Genomic DNA, 23,274 nt, shown 5'->3' on the forward strand with positions numbered 1-23,274 from the left:
AGATCTCCACCCCCCCCACACCCCCCTTTCCCTACCCCCCGCTGTTCCGAACTCCGGCCCGCCGGACTTTTGTGGGCGACCGGCCCCTCACGGGGCCGGCCCGCCGGACGTTCATGGTTCGCCGCGGATCATCCGCCGCTGTGACCGGTGAGCATGTTGACGATCTTCTCCCACACCTCGCTCATCACGTTGTACTTCTCGGTCGCGTCGGTGCCGTTGCGCGGCGGGCGCCGCTGGCCCGGGTACTCGGGCGGGCCCGGGTCGTCCCGCAGCGTGATGCCCCGGCCGTACTCCGTGTCGGGGGGCTTGATGCCCCAGGTCTTCGGCTGCTCCAGCGGGTCACCGGCGCGGGCGGTACCGTCCGTCGGACGTACCCGGCCGAGCTGCTGGTCGATGTCGTCCCAGTTGACCCCGTCGGGACCGTCCCCGGGCGGGCAGTTGTGCACTAGCACCGCCGTCTCGCCGGCCAGCACGTAGTAGGTGTGCACGTCGGCGACGGTGAGGTCCCGCATGTCCCTGCCGCCGAGGTGGTTGCGGACGGCGGCCACGAGGACGCGCTCCCCGTCGGCGGTCCGCAGCTCGTGGCCCGGGGTCAGCTCGCCCGCGTCCACCCACCTGTCGATGGTCTCGTCGAAGAACGGGTGGTGGGCGGTGGTCCGCAGCACCTCCGTACCGGCGAGGGCCGCGACGGCGACGGGTCCCGCGACCGTACCGGCCGCGCCGGCCCGCGCCCCGGCGATTCGGGCGACCCGGGCGACCGTGACGTCGGTCAGCTCGGTGTCCCGGTTCAGGTGCAGGTCGGTGACGACCTTCGGGGCGGACCGGCCGGTTTCCGGATCGGTCGTGGCGACCCGGTCACCGACCTTGACGTCCTTGATCGGACGCTTCGAGCCGTCGGCGAGCAGGACCTTGGTGTTCGGATCGAAGCTGTGCTTGCAACCGGAGGCCGCCCGGCCACGGTAGAAGCCGCCGACGGCGCCACCGATGGCGGCACTGGTGAGCACGCCCCGCAGGTCGACCCGCCCCGTCATGGCCAGCTGGGTCAGCGCGTCGCCGACCCCGCCCGCGGTCGCCCCGGTGAGCACCCGTCCGCCGAGCGAGCCGGCGATGCCGCCCATCCTGCCGGCGAGCGCACCGGCGACCTTGCCACCGATCGCCCCGCCCGCGGCGCCGAGGGCACCCTGGGCCGCTCCCACGCCCGCGGAGGCGAAGGCGTCTCCCCAGTTGTGGATGTCGCCCTGGGCCGCGTCCTTCGCCAGGTTGATCACCGCTGCGGCACCGACCATGCAGGCCACAGCGCCGGCCCCGGCGGTGGCCGCGGTGCAGGCGATGCCGGCGAGGATGGCACCGCCGATCGCGACGGCCTCGATGATGGCGTTCTTGTTGTCCTTAACCCACTTCTCGGTCGCGTTGTACGCGTCCTTGACCGTGTTCGCGGCCTGCTTCACGACGCGTACCGTCTTCGCGACGATCTTGCTACCGGCCTGCTTGGCCTTGTGGTACACGGCCTGCGCCGCCCGTTTGACCTGGTGGACCTTGTGGGCGACGTATTTCTTGGCCTTGTGATAGGTCTTTTTCACCCACCGTTTGGCCTTGTGGTAGGTCTTCTTCACGAAGCGCTTTGCCTTTTTGTAGGTGTGCTTCACGAAGCGCTTGGCCTTCTTGTACGCCTTGCTGACCTTCTTCTTGACCGCGCGGACGGCCTTGCTGACCTTCTTCTTCACCGCGTGGTAGGCCTTGCTCACCTTCTTCTTGGCGGCGCGGACGGCCTTGCCGACCTTCTTCTTGACCGAGCTGGCCTTCTTCTTGACCTTCTTCCAGAGGCTGCCGATGCCCCAGTGCCCGGTCGGGTCGGTCACGGTGAGCGGGTTGTCGTCGGCGTAGGCGAACCGGTTGGCGTTGACCGAGTCCGGAATCGGGTCCTCGTCGGCGGTGTCCCGGGTGTCGAACTGCGCGGTGTCGGTGTTGTACCAGCGGGCCCACATGTTGACCCGGCCGGTGACGAAGTCGGTCCACTCCGACTGGTAGCCGAGATGTCCCAGCATGCCGGCGGTGGCGACGACCCGGCCGAGCGGGTCGTACGTCGTCGAGCCGGTGAGCGCGGTGCCGGCGGCGGTGAACTGGCCGACCACGTCGGTGTGCAGGTCCGTCCAGGCCAGGGTCAGGTTCGAACCCGACGCCACGCCGAGCAGGTCGTCGTCGGCGTCGCGGGTATAGGTGGCGGTGCCGTCGGCGGCGAGGGTGTTGCCCGTACCGCTGTAGGTGAAGCCGGGCCGGATCAGCCGGCCGAGGGCGTCGTAGTCGTACGTCTCCGTGCCGGCGGGTGCCTGCTGGCTGCGTACCTGCCCGAAGGCGTCGGCCCGGGTGGCGTACGTGAGCGAGCCGCTGGTCTCCGAGGCCAGCGTGCCGCGCGCCGTGTACTGGTACGAGTCACCGCCCGCGCTGAGCAACTGGTTGCGCTGGTCGTACGTGAAGACCGTGTTGCCGATCCTCGTCCGGTTGCCGGCCTTGTCGTACTCGTACGCCGTGGTGGTGGTGCCGTCGCTGGCCGAGGTGAGCCGGTCGGCCAGGTCGTACGTGTAGGTGTTGGTGGTCGAGCCGGCGAACCCGGTCGTCGTCTTGGACTTCTCGTTGCCGTTCTCGTCGTACCCGTAGGTGATCTTCGCGATCGTGGCCCCGCCGGGGGTCTTCAGCTCGTCGCCCGTCAGCCGGTGCAGGTCGTCGTAGGAGATGCTCCGCCGGTTGCCGTTGTTGCCGTACGTGACGCTGTCGACCTGGTCCATCCGGTTGTAGCCGTACGCCACCTGCACGCCCGCCGCCGTGTTCACCACGGTCTTGACCCGGCCGGCGGTGTCGTAGCCGTAGCCGGTGGTGCCCGCCGCGTCGGTGCGGGCGGTCATCTCGCCGTCCGGGTTGTAGGTGAAGGAGGAGTTGCCGGACGGGCCGGTGGTCGAGCGCAGCAGGTCCCGGTCGTCGTAGCTGAACGTGTTCGTCCCGCCGGGGGCCGACACCGACGTCAACCGCTCGGCGAGGTCGTAGCCGAAGACCCGGTCCGGGGTGGCCACCTCGGCGCCCGTACCGGTCTGCCGCTTGAGGTTGCCCATCTCGTCGTACGTGTTGGTGACGACCACCCCGCCGGGCTGCAGCTCGGAGCGGGCCTGGCCGGCCGCGTCGTAGACCGTGGTGAACGTCCGGTCGGCCGGGTTCGGGTATCTCGACGTGGCCGGCTCGATCTCCGACTCGGGCAGGTCCCAGCTGTTGTACGTGGTGATGAACGAGCTGCCGCGCCCGTCGGTGAAGCGGGTGCGGTTGCCGTTGACGTCGTAGCCGAACGTCGTGGTGATCGCGTCCGTGCCGCTGACCGGTTGCCGCTCGGAGACGACCATGCCGGTGACGTCGTAGGCGAAGGTGACCCGGGTGCCCCGGGCGTCGGTCGAGGCGAGCACGTTGCCCTCGGGGTCGTACTCGGTCGACTCGGTGGTGAGCAGGACGCCCGCGGCGCTGTACGCCCGGGTCGCCGTGCTCCGGCCCGCCATGTCGTAGGTGACCGTGGTGTAGGTGCCGTCGGGCATGGTGGTGCGGACGAGCCGGCCCGCGCCGTCGTAGGTGTAGCTGGTGACGTTGTTCGCGCCGTCGGTGTCGGTCGCCTGCTCACCGGCCGCGTTGTACGTCGACTTGGTCAGCACGCCGGCCGGCGAGCGTTCCTGCGCCAGCCAGCCGCCGAAGCCGTACGTGTAGGTGGTGGTGTAGCTGGCGGCGTCCTGCCGTACCGCCTCGGTGGTGGTGGTCTTGCGGCCGAGGTAGTCGTACGTGGCGGCGGTCACCGCGCCCACCGGGTCCGTCTCGGAGAGCACGTCGCCGAGCAGGTCGTAGGTGTACCTCGTCTCGCCCAGGTTCGGGGCGATCGTCTTGGCGACCCGCCCGAGCTGGTCGTAGACGTAGCGGGTGGTCCGGTTCAGCGGGTCCGTGGTCGCGGTCAGCTGCCCCTGGTCGTCGTAGTCGTAGCTGGTGACCGGCCGGATCGGGGTGGTGGAGCCGGGCGGCGTGTAGGCGGGCTGCCGCACCTCGTCCACCCGGCCGGCCGCGTCGTACGCGGTGACCGTGACGTTGCCGGCCGCGTCCTTCGTCTCGACCTGTTCGCCGAAGGTGTTGTAGCCGGCGTACGTGATCGGACGGGTGGAGACCGGGGTGCCGCCGCCGCTCTCGGCCAGCACCGGCGGCGAGATGGTCGCCACCCGCTCGCCGTCCTCGTCGTACTCGTAGTCGGTGACGTTGCCGTTCGAATCGGTCTCGGCGGTGACCAGACCGTCGGCGTCCCGCTGGTAGCTGGTCCGGACCACCCCCGCGTCCTTCGCGGGCGCGGTGCCGGCGTAGACGCCGCTGATCTCCGACGCCGTCAGCGCCCGCGAGTACGCCTGCGCGTCGCTGATCGAGCCGGACCAGTAGTCGGTCAGGGTGCCGTGGTACCTGACCCGGCCCATGGTCAGCGGGCCCCGGGCCGTCCACGGGACGCGGGTGGCCGGTACGGCCGTGGTCGCCGACAGCTGACCGTTGACGTAGAGCCGAATCTGCCCGGCCGCCGGGTCGTACACGCCGGTCAGGTGGGTCCACGTGTTCACCGCGGCGGCCGTCGCGGACCTGACCTGCACGGTGGAGGTCGACGGGTCGTCCCGGTCCGGCAGCACCAGCGACCAGCGGTCACCGGCGTTGTGGTCGAACTTGACGTAGAAGCCGCTCTCCGAGTCGCCCTCCTGAGCGATCACCGTCCGGTTGCGCGACGCGTCGGTCAGGTACGCCCAGGCCGAGACGGTGAAGCCCCGCGCGGTGTCCAGCACCGGGCCCGCCGTCTCGATCACCGAGCTGGTGGCGTTGAAGCTCGCGGCTCCACCGCGCGCGGTGGACCAGGTCACGTTCGTCGCGGTCGCCGGACTGTTGCCGGCCGAGTCGGCCGCCCGCGTGCCCGTCGTCTCGTTGAGCCGCCAGCGCCCCATCGGCGCCATGGCCCCGTTGTGGGTCGTCTCGGCCAGCGGCCGGCCCACCGGGTCGTACAGGGTCTCCTGCCGGGCCACGAGCCCCGCCGGGTCGGTCAGGGTGCTGGCGACCAGGTGGTCGTCGCGGGAGTACTCGTAGGCGGTGGTGCGCTTGAGGGTGGCGGGGTCCAGCGTGGACGACTTGACCCGGCCGGCGGCGTCGACCACGGCCGTGGTGGTCGTCGCGCCGTTGTTGCTCACCGTGGAGACCAGGTTGCCGGCCGCGTCGTACGCGTTCTCCTCCACCACGAACGACTCGCCGGTGGTCGGGTCGCGGCGGGTCACCTTCGCGGTCAACCCGTTGTCCGTGTACGTGTAGGCGGTCACCCAGCCCATCGCGTCGGTCTCGGAGGCGAGCCGCCCCGCCGGGTCGTACGCCTTGGAGGTCACCACCACGTCCCGGGCCGGGCCCGGCTGGTTCGGGTCGCCGGTGAAGCCGACCACGGTCGAGGTGAGCAGGTTGCCCTCGGCGTCGTACGTCGAGGTGGTGACGCCGCCGTCGGGCTCGGTCTCGCGGACCACGTTGCCGTACCCGTCGTACTGGAGCCGGGTGGTCTTGCCGGCCGAGTCGGTCGAGGTCTCCTGCTGGCCGCGCGCGTTGTACGTCGACGACTCGGTGCGCGGCGCGTCACCGCCGGTGGTGTCCGCCACGGTCTGCGAGGTGACCAGGCCGTCCGCGTCGTACACGGTCGTCGTCACGGGCGTGTGCACCGCGCCGCTGACCCGGTTCGTCACCGGCGGCTCGGTCTGGGTCGTCACCCGCCCCAGCCCGTCGTACCGGTACGAGGTGGTCAGCCCGGCCGGGTCGGAGTCGCTCGCCTCGGTCTCGGTGAGCACCCGCCCGAGACCGTCGTAGGTGAAGGTGGTGACCTTGCCGGCCGGGTCGGTCACCTTCGCCACGTCACCGCTGCGGTAGTAGACCACCGACTGCTTCGCACCGCCCGGCGTGGTCACCGTCATCGGCAGGCCCGCCGGGGCGTACCCGCCGTCGAGGGCCGCCACGGTGGTGCCGTCCGTGTACGCGGTCGTGGTCACCCGGCCCAGCGCGTCGGTCGCCGTGGTCCGGTTGCCCTTGGCGTCGTAGGCGTAGCTCGTCAGGTACGTGTTGTCCGTCGCCGACGCCGACCGCCCGTCCCGCTCCGTCAGCAGCACGTCGTTGCGCGGGTCCGGGGTCAGCACCTCGCTGGTGGCGTCCGGGTAGTACGTCATGTAGACCGTGGAGCACCTGTTCGCCGACCGGTCCTGGCAGGTGGTCTGCGAGACGACGTTGCCACGGACGTCGTGCTCGCTGGTCGTCACGTTGCCGTTCGGGTCGGTGACCGTCCGCAGGAAGCCGGCCACGTCGTACCCGTACTGGGTCTTGTTGCCCAACGCGTCCGTCTCGGCGACCTCGTGGCCGGTCGACAGCTCGTACACGTGCTGGATCGTGTGGTCGCCCGGATCGGTGATCGTCACGATCTTCACCGGGATGCCCGAGGTCTTGTTCGCCGCGGCGAACTGCGCCGAGACCTGCGCCGCGGACAGCTGCGAGCGGAAGTACGCCACGTCGGCGATCTTCCCGGGGAAGTACCCGACCGGGTTCGCGCTCACCCCGGGCCAGCTGCTCCACTTGCCCGCGCCCACGAACGCCCGCCGCGCGTCCGTCCCGACCAGCGGCTTGGCGAGCGTCCCGACCGCCTTGCCGTCCAGGTAGAGGGTCTGGGTGCCGGCCGCGGCGGCCAGGACCACGTGGTGCCACTTGCCGTCGTTCACCGCGCCGGTCGACGTGACCGGCGCCTTGCTGCCGGTCCAGACCTGGCCGCGCAGCTTGCCGTCGGTGCCCACGTACAGCGCCGGCGTCCAGTACGTCGACGCGGCCGGGTCCTCGATCGCACCGGTCTGGTACGAGTACAGCACCCCGCCCGCGGTCGAACCGGACGGCATGTTGAACCACATGCTCACCGACGCCGGGCTCGTCGTCGGCACGTCGGCGGCCGGCAGCGACAGGTACGACGAGGTGCCGTCGAGGCTCGCCACGGTGGCGTCCTCGAACGGGCCGCCGCTCGCGCCGAGGGTGACCGTGCTGTAGGTCGCCACCGCGCCGTTGACCTCGTTGATCGCGTCGACCGTGCCGGTCTCGGCGAGCCGCCAGTAGTCGGACGGGCCGCCGGAGAGCACCGCGCCCGCGTACACCTGGCTCGACCCCGAGACGACCGGCGGGCCGAGCTTCCACACGCCGCCGTTGGCGTCCGTCACCTGCCGGACCGCGCCGGTGACCGGGTCGTAGTCGACCACCGCCGAGGCGTTGCCCGACGGGCGTACCACCGACGTCAGCGGCCGGGCCGCCGCCTTGCCCGCCGAGTGGATGTTGGTCACGTCGGCCGCGGTCAGCGGGCGGTCGAAGAAGCCGACCTCGCCGATCGTGCCGGCGAAGTACGTCGCGTAACCGGTGTTGTCCGTCGGCTGCTGGTGCGGCTGGTCCGGCCAGTTGCCGCCGATGAACCCGCCGCCGAGGTAGCTGTTCGCGGCGCTCGCCGCGTCGATCATTTTCACCGCGCCGGACTTGGTGCCCACCAGCGCGCCGTCGAGGTACAGCGACTGGCCGCTGCCGGCGGCGGATAGCACCACGTGGTGCCAGGCGCCGTCGGTGACCGGGGCGGCGGTGGCGATCGGCGCGGCGCCGCCGGTGGCCCAGAACTGGCCGTACAGCTTCCCGCTGCTGCCGATGTAGAGCGACGGGGTGTAGTTGCCCGGCGTGGTGGGGTTGGTGACCGGGTCCGCCTGGTAGCTGAAGAGCACCCCGCCCGGCGTCGTCGTCCGGAACCACAGGCTGATCGACTGGTTGCTCGCGCTGGTCACCAGCTTCGACGGCAGCTGCACCCGCGACGAGGTGCCGTTGAAGCCGCCGGCGGTCGCCGTCGAGCCGGGCAGCGGGCCGGCCTGGCCCAGGTTCACGTCCGTGTACCCGCCGCTGTCCGTGCCCTGGCTGGCCAGCACCGCGCTCGCCGCCGCCGCGACGCCGGCCCCCTCGGCCAGCCGCCAGTACGACCGGGGTCCGGCGTTCTGCACCGCCACCGGGTACCGGGTCGCCGTGCCGTACGTGTAGCTCGTGCAGGCCGTCGTCGACGTCGGCGGGCAGACCTTCGTCAGCAGGTCCCCGTCGTAGCTGTACCGCCAGGTCAGCACGGTGCTCGCGTCACCGGGCCGGACCGGGTCGGTGTAGACGGTGGCCACGTGCGGCGCGAGCGCCCCGGCCGGGGTGTCCCAGGTCAGGTACAGCGACCGGCCGGAGGCCGAGGTCACCTTCGTGACCCGGCCGGAGGTGAAGGTCAGGGTCTCGGTGCGCCCCTGCGCGTCGGCCAGCGAGGTCAGCCCGAACTGGCCGGCCGTACCGGTCGCGGTGGTGAACGCGTACGTCGTCCCGTCCTTGTCGATCAACCGGTATCCGCCGGTCACCGCCGTGAACGAGGCGAACCGGCCCGACGGCGGCGTGAACGAGCCGTCCGTGTTCCGGCCGAACGCGACCTCCTGCCCGCCGGGGTAGGTCACGGCCACCGTCTGCAACCCGCCGGCCGCGTCCCGCTGCTCGGTCGCCTTGGCGTCGAACAGGCTCGACCAGCCGGTACCGAACGCCAGACCGGAGCGCGGGTCGAGGCTGTTGTACGACCGTTCCACCGACAGCGCCGGTCCCACGGTCTGCACCGTGGCGTCCGTGGCCGACGTGGTGTAGTTGCCCACGTTCGGCTCGTACCCCGCGCCGCCGTTCTGCGCCAGCGCGGAGGTGATGAACGGCTGCGGCACCGGGGTGGTGAAGTCGTTCAGCCGCTGCGACGTGCTCACCAGCGAGCCGTCCTTCGCCCCGACCGTCCACCGGTACGACTCGGCCCACTTGAGCTTGCCCGCCGGCACCGACCAGCTGCGCGAGGAGATCCAGCCCGAGTCGGCCACCACGGTGCCGTCGCCGTCGTAGACCAGGAACTGGTACGTCAGGGCGTGCGGTGAGTCCGGGTCGTGCGCCGCCACCAGCAGCTCCGGCGTCAGCGTGGTCACCGCGCGACCCGACGGCGGGTACTGCGCGTCCACCTGCGGCGCCTGGTTGGTGTACGTGACCTGGAGGTACGGGTCCTTGCCGGCGGGGCCGTTGAGCGAGGTGAACCGCTTCCAGTGGGTCGAGTCGGTCTGCGACGCGGTGACCGCCAGGCCGTAGTTCGCGCCGCCGTTCGCCCAGTTCTGGAACGTCTCGACCGACAGCGGCACCGTCATCCAGGTGCCGAGGCTGCGGTCGCCCCCGCTGTTCGTGCAGGCCGCGCCGGGGTTGGCGGTCACCGATCCGATCGCCGGGCCGAAGGACGGCCCCGGGTAGCTGGTCACCGCGGCCGAGGTCCAGGACTGGGTGATCGGGTTGACCGAGAACGGCTTGGGCTCGCAGGTCGCCGCCCAGGAGTCGAAGATCTTCAGCGACACGGAGGTGATCGACGACCCGCCGTACGTGGCGTCGAACCCGCCGAAACCGATGAACGAGTACGCCTTGGAGGCGCCGCCGTTGTAGGTGCCCACCAGCAGTTCGTCCTCGCCGCTGTGGTCACCTGACTGGTCGTTGCGGGCGTACGTGTCGGTCGAGCCGATCAGGTTCGCCGTCGGGTCCACCGTCACCGGGAAGACCCGTGCCGGGTCGCGCAGCCATGCCTCGTCGACGGTGACCCGCAGCGCCGGCCCGCCGTCGGAGGTGACCAGCTGGTAGGAGACCCCGTTCGAGCGGGTGAAGTCGCCCGACTGGCGGTCGAACCGGGAGTCCTCCATGTACCCGGGCGGGATCGTCAGCCGCACCGCGCCGGCCGTGTCGCGCAGCGACACCGACCCGCCGGCCTCCAGCCGCGGGGTCAGGCCCTTGAGCCGCAGCGGGAAGACCCAGGAGTTGCCGGCGTCGGCCGAGTGCAGGACCAGGGACTCCTTCACCCCGCTGGCGGTCGCCGACAGGCGCACGTCGACGCCGGGCAGGACGCCCCGGTAGGTGAGGCTCTCCCCGGACGGCTCCGGGGCGACGGCGGCGGCGCCCCGCAGGCCGTACGCGAAGGCGTGGTCGACGTCCAGCCGCAGGCTCGCCAGGGCCGGGTCGGCGGCACGGCCGGCGAAGCTGAGGTCCGTTCCGGCGGCGCGCTGCCGCAGCCGGCCGTCCCCACCCGGGACCAGGGTCCGGTCGATCGGCCGCCACGTCCCGTCGGTGGCCCGGTAGTTGACCGCCCGCTCGTACACCTTGCGGGTGTAGGAGCCGTCGGAGTTCGCGTACACGTCGGAGTTCGCGGTCGCCGCCGCGCCCATCCGCCGGCTGGACCTCGGGTCGAAGCTGTGGTCACCGGCGCGCGCCGGCGTCGTCGACCGTCTCGCCTCGGCCGACGGCGGCGCGTACGGCTCCACCGCCCCGATCCCCCGGCCCGGCGCCCGGCCCGCCCCGCCCCGCGCGCGGGTGGCGTCGCCGGGGACGTAGTGGCCCTTGCCCGCGGCGGTACCCGACGGTTGCGCCGGCAGCCCGAGGACGGCGGGCAGGGCCCATCCCGTCGCCGGACGCAGCCACGACCAGAGCCAGGACATCGGGAAGTCGCGGCCGGCCGGGGCGACCCCCGCCGGTACGGCGACCGTCAACATGAACAGGACCCCGGTGACGACCGCGATCCGACGACGCGTCCGGTGCCCACCTCGGCGCTTCGGTGCCCCCATGGCGATCCTTCCCAAGCCGGAGATCATCGCACTCTATCGATCAGGCGGCCGGCCAGGAGGCGCGTCTTTCCTGGTCGATCGGCTGGCGACTTTTTTCGTGGGAGACTATATAGTCGTTGGTTTCCTTCATGCAGGGCGCGTGCGGTGCCGGTGGTCGACGCCAACCACCGTGGATCGAACAAAGAGCAGGTCAGAGGGGCACAGGCGGGCGCTCACACCGCCCGCGGCCCCCGCGCCGGGCGCGGTGTCCGCTGTGGACCTCCGTCACCTGGCGGGGCCGACCGCCTCCGTGACGGCGCGGCTCGCCGCGGCCCGTACCGCCTCCGGGGCCGACTCGCCCACGACCGAGACGTTCGGCGCGGCCGTACCGCCGCCCACCGTGACGAACCGGGCGTCGGGGAACCTCTCCGCGCCCGCCCCGACCGCGGCGACCGGTGCCGCACCGACCGCGAGGACGAGGGTGCAGCGGCTCTGCACCAGGCTGGCCAGATAGGTACGGGCGTTGTCGGCGGTCTGCTCGCCGCTGACCTTGAGGTACTGCACCCTGGCGAGCGTCTTCAGCGAGGCGTCCTGCATCCCCGCCCAGACCGGGGCGGCCTGCTCGCCGGTGATCCCCCGCTCGTCGGTGAGCAGGCACGCGGTGACGTCCCGGTACTGCCGGGCCAGCGGCTGTGGTGGCGGCGACGGCCACACCGCCCAGGTGACCAGCCCGGCGACCACGACCGCGAGCGCCGCCACCGCCCACCACAGTCGCCGCCCACGCCACCGCCCGACGGCGGCCAGCCATCCGGCCGGGATCCACCTGCGCCTGGGTCGCCCGCTCAGCCGTGCCCGTCGTCCCACCCCACCGCCCAACACGCGCCGGAGACTACCCCGGCGGCGGCCGGACCGCCGTCCCGCCGTTCTGGTCCCTGGGCGGGTGGGAGCCGGGTGACGCGGGTCAGGCTATGGTGGACACCACGTACGCGGCGGCCTCGGCGAGCAGCGCCTGGTCGTACCGGGCGTCCCTGGTGGCCTTGCTGGACATGACCGAGATGACGAGCGGCGCGGCGTTCGGGGGCCACGCCACGGCGATGTCGTTGAGGGTGCCGTAGTCACCGGTCCCGGTCTTGTCCGCCACGGTCCAGCCCTTCGGTACGCCGGCCCGGATGCGCTGCGCGCCGGCGGCGGTGGCGTTGCGTTCCAACAGGTCGCGCAGGAACGCGCGCTTCTCCGCCGGCAGGGCGTCCCCGAGCAGGATCTTCTGGTAGTCGGTACCGATGGCTCGGGGCGAGCTGGTGTCGCGCGGATCTCCCGGGGTGGCTTCCGTGATCGTCGGCTCGATCCGGTCCATCCTGGTGACCGTGTCACCAAGGCCGCGCAGGTACGCCGTGAACCGTGCCGGTCCGCCGAAGTCGCGGAGCAGGAGATTGCCGGCCGTACCGTCGCTGTAGCGGACCGCGGCGTCACAGAGGTCCCGGATCGTCATCCCGGTGGCCACGTGCCGCCTGGTGATGGCCGCGCTCTTCATCAGGTCGGCCTCGGTGTACCGGACGACCGTGTCCAGGTGCGTCATCGGCTTGTCGTGCAGCACGGCCGCCGCCGCCAATCCCTTGAACGTGGAGCAGAACGCGAACCGTTCGTCCGCCCGGTACGCGATGGTGGCCCCGGTGCCGGTGGCGAGGGCGTACACCCCGAGACGTGCGTCGAACCTCCGCTCCAACTCGACCAGCCGGTCGTGGCGCTCGTCGGCTGTCGCGGCGGAAGAAGAGGGCGCGGCGGGCGAGGTCCGCGCGGCCGTCGACGGTCGCGTGGCCGTCCCGCCGCCCTTCGTGCACCCGGCCAGCGGCACGAGTGCCGCCACCCCCAGGAGAGCGCGACGGGTGATGGCCGGTTGTCGTGACGTCATGGTTCCCCTCCGCTGAACGAGTGACGACCACTGGCGAAACTCCGCTCGCCACCGTGACCGAGTAACCCCGGACAAGATCCCCATGCCGGAATCTGTTCCGCGAATCAGTATCTATCGGGATACACAGCCCAGGCCGGACGGAAAGCAGTCTGACATCCGGCCGCACATGCCGTCCAAGACGGAAATGCGCGGACCAATGCCGATTCGGCATAGCTATAAGCTGCCAGCCGTGGCGACGACCAAGGTCCTGCGCGAAGCGCGGGAGCTACTGCACGACGGCGGTCTGCGCGGCTCGTTCCTGGTGCGTAACCTCGACACCGGCGACGAGCTCGCGATCGACGCCGACCCGCCGTTTCCGATCGCCTCCCTGGTCAAGGTGCCGCTCGCGATCGCCACCCTGGAACGGGTCGGGCGCGGCGAACTCGACCTGGCCACCGCGATCACGGTGCGGCCCGGCCGCGTCACCACCCCCGGCCCCACCGGCCTGACCAAGTTCCGGCACCCCGCCACCGTCGCGGTCGAGGATCTGCTCTACCTCAGCACGGCGATCAGCGACGGCACCGCGGCCGACGCCCTGTTCGCGCTCACCCCACCCGCCGCGGTCACCGCGGAGCTGCGGCGACTCGGCTACGACGGCATCACGGTACGTCACCTCATGGGGGACCTCACCCAGACCCCGGCCGAACGGTTCGAACCTACCGAGGCACACCTCGCCCACTCCCTCGCCATCGGTGCCGCGACAGCGGGCCAGGGGCATCCCGTGGCCCAGCTCGACATCGGGCGCGCGAACGTCGGGTCGGCCCGCGCCTTCGTCGACCTGCTGGAGGGAGTGTGGCGGCCGACGACGATCCAGCCCGCCACCGCGGCGCGGGTCCGCGAGCTGATGCGCAACAACGTCATCCGGCACCGGCTGGCCCCCGACTTCAGCTCCGACGCGTCCCGGTGGTCGTCGAAGACGGGTACGTTGCTCAACCTCCGGCACGAGGTAGGGGTCGTCGAGCACGCCGACGGGCAGACGTTCGCCGTCGCGGCCCTCACCGAGTCCCGGGTGCCGGCCGTGCTGCAACCCCAGGCCGAGGCGCTGATGGCGCAGGTCGCCCGGACGCTGCGCGACACCTTGCGAATGGCCTGACGGCCGGAAACCCACGACGACGCGGTACGGCCGGTCGGCCAGGCCACCGCGGCCCAAACCCCATTACGCCTGCCGTTCATCCGACCGGGGAAGACAGCTCCGGGGAGGCTTCAGGACCACCGTTCGCCCGCGCCGTTCCAACGTCGCAGCTGGATCGGATAGACCAGCTCGATGCGGTCGCCCGGGTAGACGGCGTCGACCACCTCGACCACGCGGCCCTCGACGTCGAGCGAGACCCGCCGCACGGCGAGCACGGAGACGCCCGGTTCGACATCGAGCCGGTCGGCCTCGTCCGGCAGCGGCGGACGCGCCGTCACGCGCTCCTCGATCCGGTCGACCTCGACGCCGACCGTGGCGAGCTGATGCTGGGTACCGCCGGGCCACGGCTCGTTCCCGGCGTCGAGCAGCTCCGGGTTCCGCGCCGCCAGGTCGTACGGCAGGTACGACCGCGCCAGGCTCAGCGGCGCCGTGTCGGTACCCGGGCGCGTCCAGTAGACCCGCCGGAGCAGCCTCGTACCGACCGGCGCCCCGAACGCGCCGGCCAGGTCCTCGTCGGCGCGCAGCTCGCCGTACTCGGCGTGGAACGTCAGGTCGGCGACCGTCAGCCCGGTGTCGAACTCCACCCCGCCGGTCGACCGCCGCTCCTCTTCGGACTTGCGGACACGGTCCTTCTCCCACTGGTACCGCTCGGCGTTGTACCGGGTGACCCGCTCGCGCGGCGCCCGGACGTACGTCCCGCGCCCCCGCTCGACCCGGACCAGGCCCCACTCGCGCAGCTGCCGGATCGCGTTGCGCACGCTCGTACGGGACAGGTGGTAGCGCTCCGCCAGCTCCAGCTCGCCGGGCAGGACCGACCCGGACGCCAGCTCGCCGCTGGCGATCCTCTCCCGCAGGTCCTCGGCCACCTGGACGTACCTCGGGCGCCAGTCCCGTCCGCTCAACGCTGGCCCCCATAATCCCTGGTCAGCAGCATCTCCGCCGAGGGTACCCGGGAGATCTCCGCAAGCCTGCCACCCGAGCTGTCGAACGGCGGAAAATCGCCCTCGCCGCCGCCCGAGCCCCGCTCGGCACCGGTCGGGCGGCGCCGCCCGCCGAGGGTTCGCCGAGGGCAGGCCGGGTAGACGCGGTACCACGTACCCGACGGCGAGTCGAGCCGAGGTGGTCCCATGTCGCGTGCCCATCGTGGCCCCCACGCCGGATCCGACCGTACCGACGGTCGGCGGACCGGCCTGGCGAATGCCCTGCTGGCCGGTGTCGCCGCCACACTCGCTCGGGAGCTGGTCAGCTCCCTGGACATGGCGGTCCGGGGCCGGCCGTACAGCGACACCCACGAGCGGATGGTGCGGCGGATCGCCGACGGCACCCACGTGAGCGTCGGGACGGAGAAGCCCGCCAGGCACCGCCTGACCGGCCTCGGGTTCCTGCTCGGCTTCGCCAACGGGGTGCTGACCGTGACGGCCTTCGCGCTGCTCACCGGGCGGCGGCGCCCACCGCTCCCGGCGGCCGCGGCACTGGTCGGGGCCGGCGGCATGCTGGTCGCCGACGCCCCGATGGCGGCGCTCGGGGTGGCCAGCCCGCGCCGCTGGGGCGCGCAGGGCTGGTTCGAGGACGGGCTGCCCTACGTCGCCTACAGCCTGGTCGCGGTCACCACGCTGGACCGGCTGGAGCGGGCACGCGCGCGGCGGTGACCGGGGCCCCGGGTCAGGGCGGGGCCGGCGGCGGCGGGAACCGGCCCGGCCGGGTTCAGTTTTCGACCGGCGGCCGGCCGATGGAGGCTATCGGGCGCAGGCGGGTCAACACGTCGAGGTTGCCCGTCGCGATAAGTCCGGCCCGTGTCGCCGCGGCGAGGTCGATCGCTCCGGTGAGCAGGTCGAGGGCCGAGCGGGGCCGCCCCTCCAGGGTGAGGTCGGGGGCGAGGGCCCGCCCCACCCTGGCCTGGACGCCTCCCGGGCCGATCTCGATGAGCGCCGCCCTGCCGGACGCGAGCAGCTGTATGACCACCGGCGGGGCGCCGGGGTCCCCGTCGGTGGTGAAGCACGAGCTGGCGTAGGCCAGCCAGTGGGGCTGGAAGGCATCTTCCTCGCGCTCGTCGGCCAAGAGTTGCAGGCCCCACATTCCCAGCGCCCTGAGGACCGGCTCCAGGGCCCGCCCGGTCGGGCTGAGCGCGTAGAGGGTGGTGGCGATGGGTGGCGGTGCCTCCTCGCGGCTGATCAGCCCGGCCTCCTCGAGCTCCTTGAGGCGGCCGGAGAGCAGGTTGGAGGCGATCCCGGGCAGGCCGTTCCTCAGGTCTGTGAACCGGCACGGTCCCTGCAGCAACAGTTCGCGGACGACCAGTAGGGTCCAGCGCTCTCCCACGAGGTCGAGGGCGCGGGCGATCGGACAGTACTGGCGATAACTACGCATCGCACAAGCGTATCAAGCAGGTAGTTGACCAGCAACACTCCCTGGTTGACTTTTTAAACCGTGTGACAGTAATTTTCAACCATGCCCCGTACGCGGTCCAAGCCGCTCATCCTCGTCGCGCTCCTCCTGGCGGCCTTCGCCGTCAACCTGGACACCACCCTGGTCAACGTGGCGCTGCCGACGCTGATCCGGGAACTGGGCGCCACCGACCGACAACTCCAGTGGGTGGTGGACGCCTACAACCTCGTCTTCGCAGCCCTGCTGCTGACCTCGGGAAGCCTCTCGGACCGCTTCGGCCGCAAGGGCATGCTGGTCGGCGGCCTGGTGGTCTTCGGCGCCTCCAGCCTCGTCGGCGGCTTCGCCACGTCCCCCGGGGAACTGATCGTCGCCCGGGCCGTCATGGGCCTGGGCGCGGCCATGACGTTCCCCGCGACGTTGTCCCTGCTCACCAACGTCTTCACCAGCCGCAGGGAGCGGACTCTGTCGATCGGCCTGTGGGGGGCGACGTCAGGCGTCGCCATCGCCCTGGGCCCCATCGTCGGCGGCTTTCTGCTCCGGCACTTCTCCTGGTCGAGCGTCTTCTACCTGCTCGGACCCGTGGCCGTCGCCGTCGTCGCCCTGGTCGCGGCCTTCGTCCCACCATCCAGGGACCGGTCCTCCAAGCACCTGGACTTCCCGGGACTCCTGCTATCCGCCGGCTTCATGGGGCTGCTCGTCTACACCATCATCGAGGCGCCCAGCCACGGCTGGAAATCCATCCCGTCGATAGCCGGCTTCACCGGCAGCGCCGTCCTGCTGGCGGCGTTCGTCATGAGCGAGCGCAGGGCCGCCCAACCGATGCTCGACGTACGACTGTTCAGGAACATGCGCTTCAGCGCCGCCAGCGCCGCCGTCACCATCGGCTTCTTCACGCTCTTCGGATTCATCTTCCTGATAACGCAGTTCTTCCAGTTCGTCCGCGGCTACAGCCCGCTCTCCACCGGCGTTCACCTGCTGCCGGTCGCGCTCTCCGTGGCCATCGGGTCCGTCGTCGGTACCAACCTCGCGGTCCGCGTCGGCACCAAGGCGATCGTCACGGCCGGGCTCGCCCTCCAGGCGATCTTCTACTTCTGGGTGGCCGCCGACCTCTCACCGACGCTGGACTACTCGATCATCGCCACCCAGATGGTCGTCTACGGACTGGGCATGGGCCTGACCACCGCACCCGCCACCGAATCGATCATGGGGGCGGTCGCGACCGACCAGGCGGGTGTCGGATCCGCCGTCAACGACTCCACCCGGCTACTCGGCGGAACCCTCGGCGTCGCCGTCATCGGCAGCGTCTACGCCTCGCTCTACAACTCGCGGCTCGGCGCGACCCTCCCCGCGGCACTTCCCGGCGCGCTCACCAACACCGCCCACCAGTCCGTCGGCGCCGCGCTCGAAATCTCCCACCAACTGGCCGCGCAGGGACAGCACGCCACCGCGGACGCGGTACGACTGGCCGCCGTGCACGCGTTCAACCACGGATTCAGCATCGGAAGCCTCGTGGCCGCCGGCGTCGCCGTCGCCGGAGCGCTACTCGCCGCCGTCTTCCTGCCCAACCAACCTCCGCAGCGCGCCGAACCGAGAGAACGCTCGGCCCAGCCGATCGAAACGCCGTAGTCCACACCACACCGCCGCCGAGGAATCCGTCGTAAGAGCCCACCCCGCTTCCGTCGACAAGGGCGCCGTCGCGGATGTGTCTCCCACCAAGGAAAGCGCGATGCCAAACACCATCATCTTCGGGTTCAGCGTGGCCGCCGGCCTGCTCGCCTGGGCCACCATATTCAAGACGTTCGTCTGGCCGCGGCTCGGCACGTTACCCATGCAGCGGCGCTACGAGCGGCTGCTCTCCATCCACTTCTTCCGCTACCTGGGAAGCGTCTTCTTGATCACGGGCGTGACCGCCCACGAACTACCGTCCGGGTTTGCCGTGCCCGCGGTCGCCGGCGACCTGATCGCGTTCGCGCTGGCGTTGCTGGCCTTCGCCGCACTGCGCCGGTCGGGCGGGAAGCAACTTCAGAACTCCCTGATCTGGCTCTTCAGCGTGGCCGGCACGCTGGACCTGCTGGCGGCGCTGACCGCCGGATATCTGCTCATTCCGGATCCGGGCGACTTCGGCGCCGCGTATTTCATTCCCACGTTCTACGTGCCGCTGTTGCTGGTTTCTCACTTCTACATACTCAGGATCTCGCTGCGGCCAATGCGCGGGTAATTCGACGGCCCGCCGGCGGCACACCCGCCGGCGAATCTGCGGCTACCGCCCATACCACGCAGGTCGTCGCTGCTACGGTCGCCTGGTGACTGTGAGTCAATTGGCGGTAGCACGCGACGGACATCGGCTGTACGCCGAGGTGAGGCCGGGCGCCGGGGTGGCCATGTGTTGCTGCACGGCTTTCCCGACAACCTCCGCCTGTACGACCGGCTGCTGCCACACCTGGACGAGCGGCGGCCGGTCGTGCGGTTCGACTTCCTCGGCTGGGGAAGCTCCGACAAACCTGCGGGCTACCCGTACACGGCCGACAACCAGACGCTCGACCTCGCCGCGGTGCTGGACGCGGTCGCGGACCGGCTGGGCCAGAACCGAGTGGTCCTCGTGGCACACGACTCGTCCGGGCCGCCCGCCATCGACTGGGCGCTGGACCACCCCGACCGGGTCAGCGCGCTGGTCCTGCTCAACACGTACTACCAGTGGCTGCCCGCCCTGCGCCTGCCACTGGCGATCGCGCTCTTCTCCACACCGGGCGTACGCGCCGTCGCCCGCGCCCTGGCCCACCGCCGCCCCCAGGTGCAGAAACGCCTCTACAGCTGGCAGGTGGCCGGGTTCATGAGCGACCCCGCGGCGCGTCGGGAACTGGTTCCGGAACTGCTACGAGCATTCCCGTCCACCCAGCCCGCGTTCTGGCGCCTCAACGAGGATCTGTTCGGCACGCTGCTACGCAGACGCCGCCGCATCCCGGACATGCGCCGGTTCACCCCACCCGTACGGGTGGTCTTCGGCGCGCGGGACCGGAATCTCAACACCCGGGTCGCGCTACGGTTCGCGGAACTCTTCCCCAACGCGGACCTGCACCTGCTGCCCGACGCGCGACACTACGTGCAGGTGGACGAGCCCGAACGCGTCGCCCACCTCATCAACACCGCGTGACCCCGCGAGAGTCAGCGGTCAGGCCGCCGCCGGTGGCGGGGCGGGCGGCGGCAGGAACCGTCCGCGCGCCGCGGCCACGACCGACCGTACGGCGACGCCGCCGATCAGCGCCGTGATGGCCGCCAGCACCAGGTACGCGTAGACGCGGCGACCCCACGGTTCGCCGGCCGTGAGCCAGTGCAGGGTGGTCGTCGCCACCGCCGACCAGGAGAACGTGAACGCCCAGAAGCTCGGGGCGAAGTTCAGCCGCAGGTAGAGCGGGAGCAGGCGGATCTGCGCGAGGACCAGCAGCAGCCCGTACCCGGAGATCAGCATCACCCAGACGTCGATCCGGCCGCCGTTGCGGGCGAAGAGCGCGAGCCCGGCCACCGCCGAGGGGGCCACCTCGATCGCCAGCGTCGGTACGAGCGGCGCCGGCAGCGGCGGCCGGACGAACAGCCGGTTCAGGATCAGCGAGCCGAGCACGAGCCAGCAGACGAACCCGAGCCCGAGCATGACATCGGCCAGGGTGCGCTGCCCGACGGACGACGCGGCGGCCGAGGCGATGAACCCGCCGGCCACGGTGGGCAGGAAGTAGCCCGGGTGGATCTGGTCGACGTCGACCCGGCCGTAGATCCACTGGCCGGTTATCCAGGCGCCGAAGGCGAGGACGAGGACCAGGAAGACGTCGACGAGGACCCGTCCCAGGGCCAGGTCGTGCGGCACGACGCCCTGCGCGGCGAGCAGCGTCGGGGTGATGACGGCGAGCGATAGGAACGGGCCGGCGATCGGGTCCACCAGGTCGCCGACGAGGGCCCTCGGCCGGGGCAGCGCGTACGCCGCGTACGCCACCAGCACGGCGAGCCACGCCAGGGCGGCGAGCGCCAGCACGGCGTTGCCGACCCACCTCGGCACGTCGCCGTCGCGTCCGGCCACGATCCAGGTGTTGCCCAGGCCGGCGAGGCCGAAGGGGATGCCGAAGAAGTTCGGCGGAATCCGGACGGCGGCCACCTGACACCTCCCCTGGCGGGGGCGGTCCCGCGCGGGCGATCCGGCTCCCATCCTGCCCAGAACCCGATCCGCCGCGCGGTCGATCGGGTCAACCGCCGCGCGAGAACTGTTTCGCGCCCACGGTCCAGGCAGCAGGGGAGGCGGACATCCGGCCGGAAATCGTCAATCTGGCGGACGACGCCTTGAATGATCGAGAACCCCGGAGTTGGCAACGTATCGGGAAGGACAACAACAACAGAACGAAGGACGGAGCACGCCTTCGCCATTAGTCTTACCGTCTACGGAGATAGCGTCGAAGCGCTCGCTTCGCGCGAAGCAGGCAAGCGTACCCGACCACGCTGCCGCCCTGAGAACCTGTAGGAGGGCGCGGACCACCAGCTTCCGCCGGAGATCCGCCTTTCCCCGAGCGAGGAGTCTCGGGTGTCCGATCTCGACATATTCGTGGGTGAGACCTCCGGCACCGCCGCGCTGGTGCTGCTCGGCGATGGCGTGGTCGCCGGCGTGGTGCTCAAGCGGTCCAAGGCGTTCGGTGCCGGCTGGCTGGCGATCTGCTTCGGCTACGGCCTCGCGGTGATGGTCGGTTCGTACCTGTCCGCGCCGAGATCGGCCGCCTCGCTCAACCCGGCGGTGACCCTGGCCCTCGCGATCAAGGGCGCGATCGCCTGGGACACCGTCCCCCTCTACGTGGGCTCGGAGCTGCTCGGCGCCATGATCGGCGCCTTCCTGGTCTGGGCGGCCTACCTGGGCCAGTTCAAGGCGTTCCTGCGCGACCCGAACGTGCTCGCGGCACAGCCGCCGGAGGGCCTGATCCACCACGGAGCCGCCCCGAGGGCCGGCCCGGTGCTCGGCATCTTCTCCACCGTGCCGGCGATCCGGCGCTACGCGCAGAACTTCCTCACCGAGGCGATCGGAACGTTCGTCCTGGTCATCGCCGTCCTGACCCAGGGCCTCAACCAGAAGGGCACCGGCCTCGGCCCGATCGGCTTCCTGATCGTCGCCCTCGTCGTGGTCGCCATCGGCCTGTCCCTCGGCGGTCCCACGGGGTACGCGATCAACCCCGCGCGCGACCTCGGTCCCCGCATCGTCCACGCCCTCCTGCCGCTGCGGAACAAGGGCGGTTCGGACTGGGCGTACGCCTGGGTCCCGGTGTTCGGGCCCCTCGCGGGCGCGGCCCTGGCCGCCGGATTGTACGAACTCGCGTTCGTGTGAGCCCGGACCGACAACGCCCCCTTTCCGTTAGCTCGACTTCTTCCACAGCGCAGCAGCCGAACCAGGCACGCCCGGCCCGCCACTGTGCGAGTGCGTCGAGGGAACACGTGAGGAGGTACGGCAATGCAGGGGTTCCAGCACAATATGTTCGATCACGCGGATGTCCGAATCCACTACGTGACCGCGGGCACTCCGCCGGGCAATGGCGGTGACGATCGAACGATCGTGTTGTTGCACGGCTGGCCCCAGACCTGGTGGGAATGGCGCTTCATCATGGAACCCCTCCGATCCGACGGCTGGTTCGTCGTGGCTCCCGACTACCGAGGGGCCGGTGGATCGTCGAAGCCCGAGGGCGGATACGACAAGCAGACGATGGCGGGCGACATCAGGGCACTGCTGCAACATCTCGGCGTGCAGAACCCGATCACCCTTGTCAGTCACGACCTCGGGATGCTGGTCGGCTACGCGTACGCCACCCTCTATCCGGACGACGTCGAGCGCCTCGTGCTCATGGAGGCTCCGATCCCGGGCACCCAAGCGTACGAGAGCACGCTGGCGACGACCGCGTTCAGCCAGTCCAAGCTCTGGCACTTCCACCTCCACGGCGCACCGGACAACGTCGCCGAGACGCTCATCGCCGGCAGCGAGTTTCCATATCTGCGCTCCTTCTATGTCAAGTTGAGCGCGAATCCCGACGCCATTCCGCTGTCGGAGGCGAAGCGATATGTCGCCGACTACACGGCTCCCGGAGCCATGCGCGCCGGCATCGAACTCTTCCGGGCCTTCGAGCAGGACGCGGCCGACAATCGGCGCATCCTCGCGGAGAAGGGCAAGCTCAAGATGCCCGTGCTCGGGCTCGGCGGGACCGCGAGCTTCTTCCTTCCGGTGGCCGAGAAGATGCTCTCGGAGGTCGCCGAGAACGTCACCGTCCGACCCATCGAGAATTCGGGCCACTGGATCGCCGAGGAACAGCCGGAGACGCTCGTGCAGCGCCTACGCGAGTTCGTCCAGGCGACCGGGGGGGTGACCTGACGGAGTTCGTGGGCCGCGCGGCTTCGGCATCGCGGGCGGGTCGGCCCGTCCGGAGCCGATACCGCGGCCCACCGTCGTGAGCCGGCAGCCAGCCCGCGGCCCCGGAGGCGCCCACCACGGGCCCCTCGACCAGTCCTGTGGGGGTCCAGTCGCCGGCTTGCAGCGCGGTGGCCAACAGCCGTCGGGCGAGGGGTTGGTCTCGTTCGAGGCGAGGTCGAGTCGCAGCGCCCCGATCAGGTCGGGATCGCCCCGAAGGGCGGACAGGACCAGCGCCTCCGCGTTCTCTGGCAGGGTGAAGTACGGGCCGGGCGCATTGCCCGACGCTGGCATGACCGCAGCGACGTACACCGCGTGCGCCACCAACTCGGGAACCTGCTGCGCCACCCGGGTCAGGACTGGACCGCCCATGCTGTGGGCCACCACCGTGACCGGGCCGCCACGTCCGAGCTGTTTCATCTGAAGACCCAGCAGATCGGCCGCGTGGTCGAGGTCCACAGCGGCCACCGGCGAGACTTCGGTGGCCAGCGCCGCCGGGTCGAACGGACGCATGGTCAGGCACTCAGGCCGGCGGGCACGCAACCCGTGTCCGGCCATATCAACCGCCAGAGCCGGGCGGCCATCCGGCACGAGGTAGCCGATGACCTCGTTCCAGCACCAGGCCCCATGCCAGGATCCGGGCAGGAGCAGGATCGGCGTAAAACCGGGAGACATGGCCACTCCGTTGATA

14 protein-coding genes are annotated in these 23,274 nt (G+C 71.1%); 7 read left to right on the plus strand and 7 right to left on the minus strand.

The genetic code is table 11. The features are described 5' to 3' along the window. Positions 1-128 precede the first annotated feature (128 nt). The 3 genes from AB0J86_RS36760 to bla all read right to left on the minus strand — a co-directional run bounded on the left by AB0J86_RS36760 (position 129) and on the right by bla (position 12,612). Positions 129-10,724, minus strand: coding sequence for a LamG-like jellyroll fold domain-containing protein (locus AB0J86_RS36760; protein ID WP_363862815.1), 10,596 nt, complete (start codon positions 10,722-10,724; stop codon positions 129-131). A 264-nt stretch (positions 10,725-10,988) separates the two neighbouring features. Further along, positions 10,989-11,462: a hypothetical protein gene (locus tag AB0J86_RS36765; RefSeq protein WP_363862818.1), complete on the minus strand. Its 474-nt coding sequence runs from the start codon at positions 11,460-11,462 to the stop codon at positions 10,989-10,991. 202 nt (positions 11,463-11,664) lie between these two features. Continuing rightward, on the minus strand, positions 11,665-12,612 hold the full coding sequence (gene bla / locus AB0J86_RS36770; RefSeq protein ID WP_363862821.1) for a class A beta-lactamase: 948 nt from the start codon (positions 12,610-12,612) through the stop codon (positions 11,665-11,667). Between the two features lie 229 nt (positions 12,613-12,841). Between bla and AB0J86_RS36775 the strand changes: the two genes are divergently transcribed. Further along, positions 12,842-13,744, plus strand: coding sequence for a serine hydrolase (locus AB0J86_RS36775; RefSeq protein ID WP_363862824.1), 903 nt, complete (start codon positions 12,842-12,844; stop codon positions 13,742-13,744). A 110-nt stretch (positions 13,745-13,854) separates the two neighbouring features. Here the strand turns inward: AB0J86_RS36775 and AB0J86_RS36780 are convergent, their stop codons facing one another. After that, a complete protein-coding gene (locus AB0J86_RS36780) occupies positions 13,855-14,685 on the minus strand; it encodes a GntR family transcriptional regulator (protein WP_363862827.1) in 831 nt (276 codons plus the stop codon). Between the two features lie 225 nt (positions 14,686-14,910). On the opposite strand from AB0J86_RS36780, the gene AB0J86_RS36785 reads away from it, so the two are divergent. After that, positions 14,911-15,432, plus strand: coding sequence for a hypothetical protein (locus AB0J86_RS36785; protein WP_363862830.1), 522 nt, complete (start codon positions 14,911-14,913; stop codon positions 15,430-15,432). Positions 15,433-15,487: 55 nt separating this feature from the next. Here AB0J86_RS36785 and AB0J86_RS36790 read toward each other — a convergent pair whose 3' ends face one another. Next, positions 15,488-16,147 carry a helix-turn-helix domain-containing protein gene (locus AB0J86_RS36790; RefSeq protein WP_363862833.1) on the minus strand — a complete coding sequence of 220 codons (660 nt, stop codon included), beginning with the start codon at positions 16,145-16,147 and terminating at the stop codon, positions 15,488-15,490. An 81-nt stretch (positions 16,148-16,228) separates the two neighbouring features. Between AB0J86_RS36790 and AB0J86_RS36795 the strand changes: the two genes are divergently transcribed. The 3 genes from AB0J86_RS36795 (at position 16,229) to AB0J86_RS36805 (ending at position 19,316) form a co-directional block, all read left to right on the plus strand. Further along, on the plus strand, positions 16,229-17,791 hold the full coding sequence (locus tag AB0J86_RS36795; protein ID WP_363862835.1) for an MFS transporter: 1,563 nt from the start codon (positions 16,229-16,231) through the stop codon (positions 17,789-17,791). A gap of 100 nt (positions 17,792-17,891) precedes the next feature. Then, positions 17,892-18,383: a hypothetical protein gene (locus AB0J86_RS36800; RefSeq protein WP_363862838.1), complete on the plus strand. Its 492-nt coding sequence runs from the start codon at positions 17,892-17,894 to the stop codon at positions 18,381-18,383. A gap of 165 nt (positions 18,384-18,548) precedes the next feature. Continuing rightward, a complete protein-coding gene (locus AB0J86_RS36805; protein ID WP_363862841.1) occupies positions 18,549-19,316 on the plus strand; it encodes an alpha/beta fold hydrolase in 768 nt (255 codons plus the stop codon). 18 nt (positions 19,317-19,334) lie between these two features. Here the strand turns inward: AB0J86_RS36805 and AB0J86_RS36810 are convergent, their stop codons facing one another. Beyond that, positions 19,335-20,306, minus strand: a complete 972-nt coding sequence (locus AB0J86_RS36810) for a hypothetical protein (protein WP_363862844.1) — start codon at positions 20,304-20,306, stop codon at positions 19,335-19,337. Between the two features lie 420 nt (positions 20,307-20,726). On the opposite strand from AB0J86_RS36810, the gene AB0J86_RS36815 reads away from it, so the two are divergent. Both AB0J86_RS36815 and AB0J86_RS36820 read left to right on the plus strand, forming a co-directional pair. Continuing rightward, complete coding sequence (locus AB0J86_RS36815) at positions 20,727-21,515, plus strand: MIP/aquaporin family protein (RefSeq protein WP_363862846.1); 789 nt, start codon at positions 20,727-20,729, stop codon at positions 21,513-21,515. A gap of 123 nt (positions 21,516-21,638) precedes the next feature. Then, on the plus strand, positions 21,639-22,547 hold the full coding sequence (locus AB0J86_RS36820; RefSeq protein WP_363862849.1) for an alpha/beta hydrolase: 909 nt from the start codon (positions 21,639-21,641) through the stop codon (positions 22,545-22,547). On the opposite strand, the gene AB0J86_RS36825 is transcribed toward AB0J86_RS36820, so the two are convergent. Next, positions 22,509-23,258, minus strand: coding sequence for an alpha/beta fold hydrolase (locus tag AB0J86_RS36825; RefSeq protein WP_363862852.1), 750 nt, complete (start codon positions 23,256-23,258; stop codon positions 22,509-22,511). The two genes, AB0J86_RS36820 and AB0J86_RS36825, sit on opposite strands and share 39 nt — an antisense overlap. Positions 23,259-23,274 lie beyond the last annotated feature (16 nt).

The organism is Micromonospora sp. NPDC049559 (assembly GCF_040676675.1).
GTDB lineage: Bacteria > Actinomycetota > Actinomycetes > Mycobacteriales > Micromonosporaceae > JBFAPK01.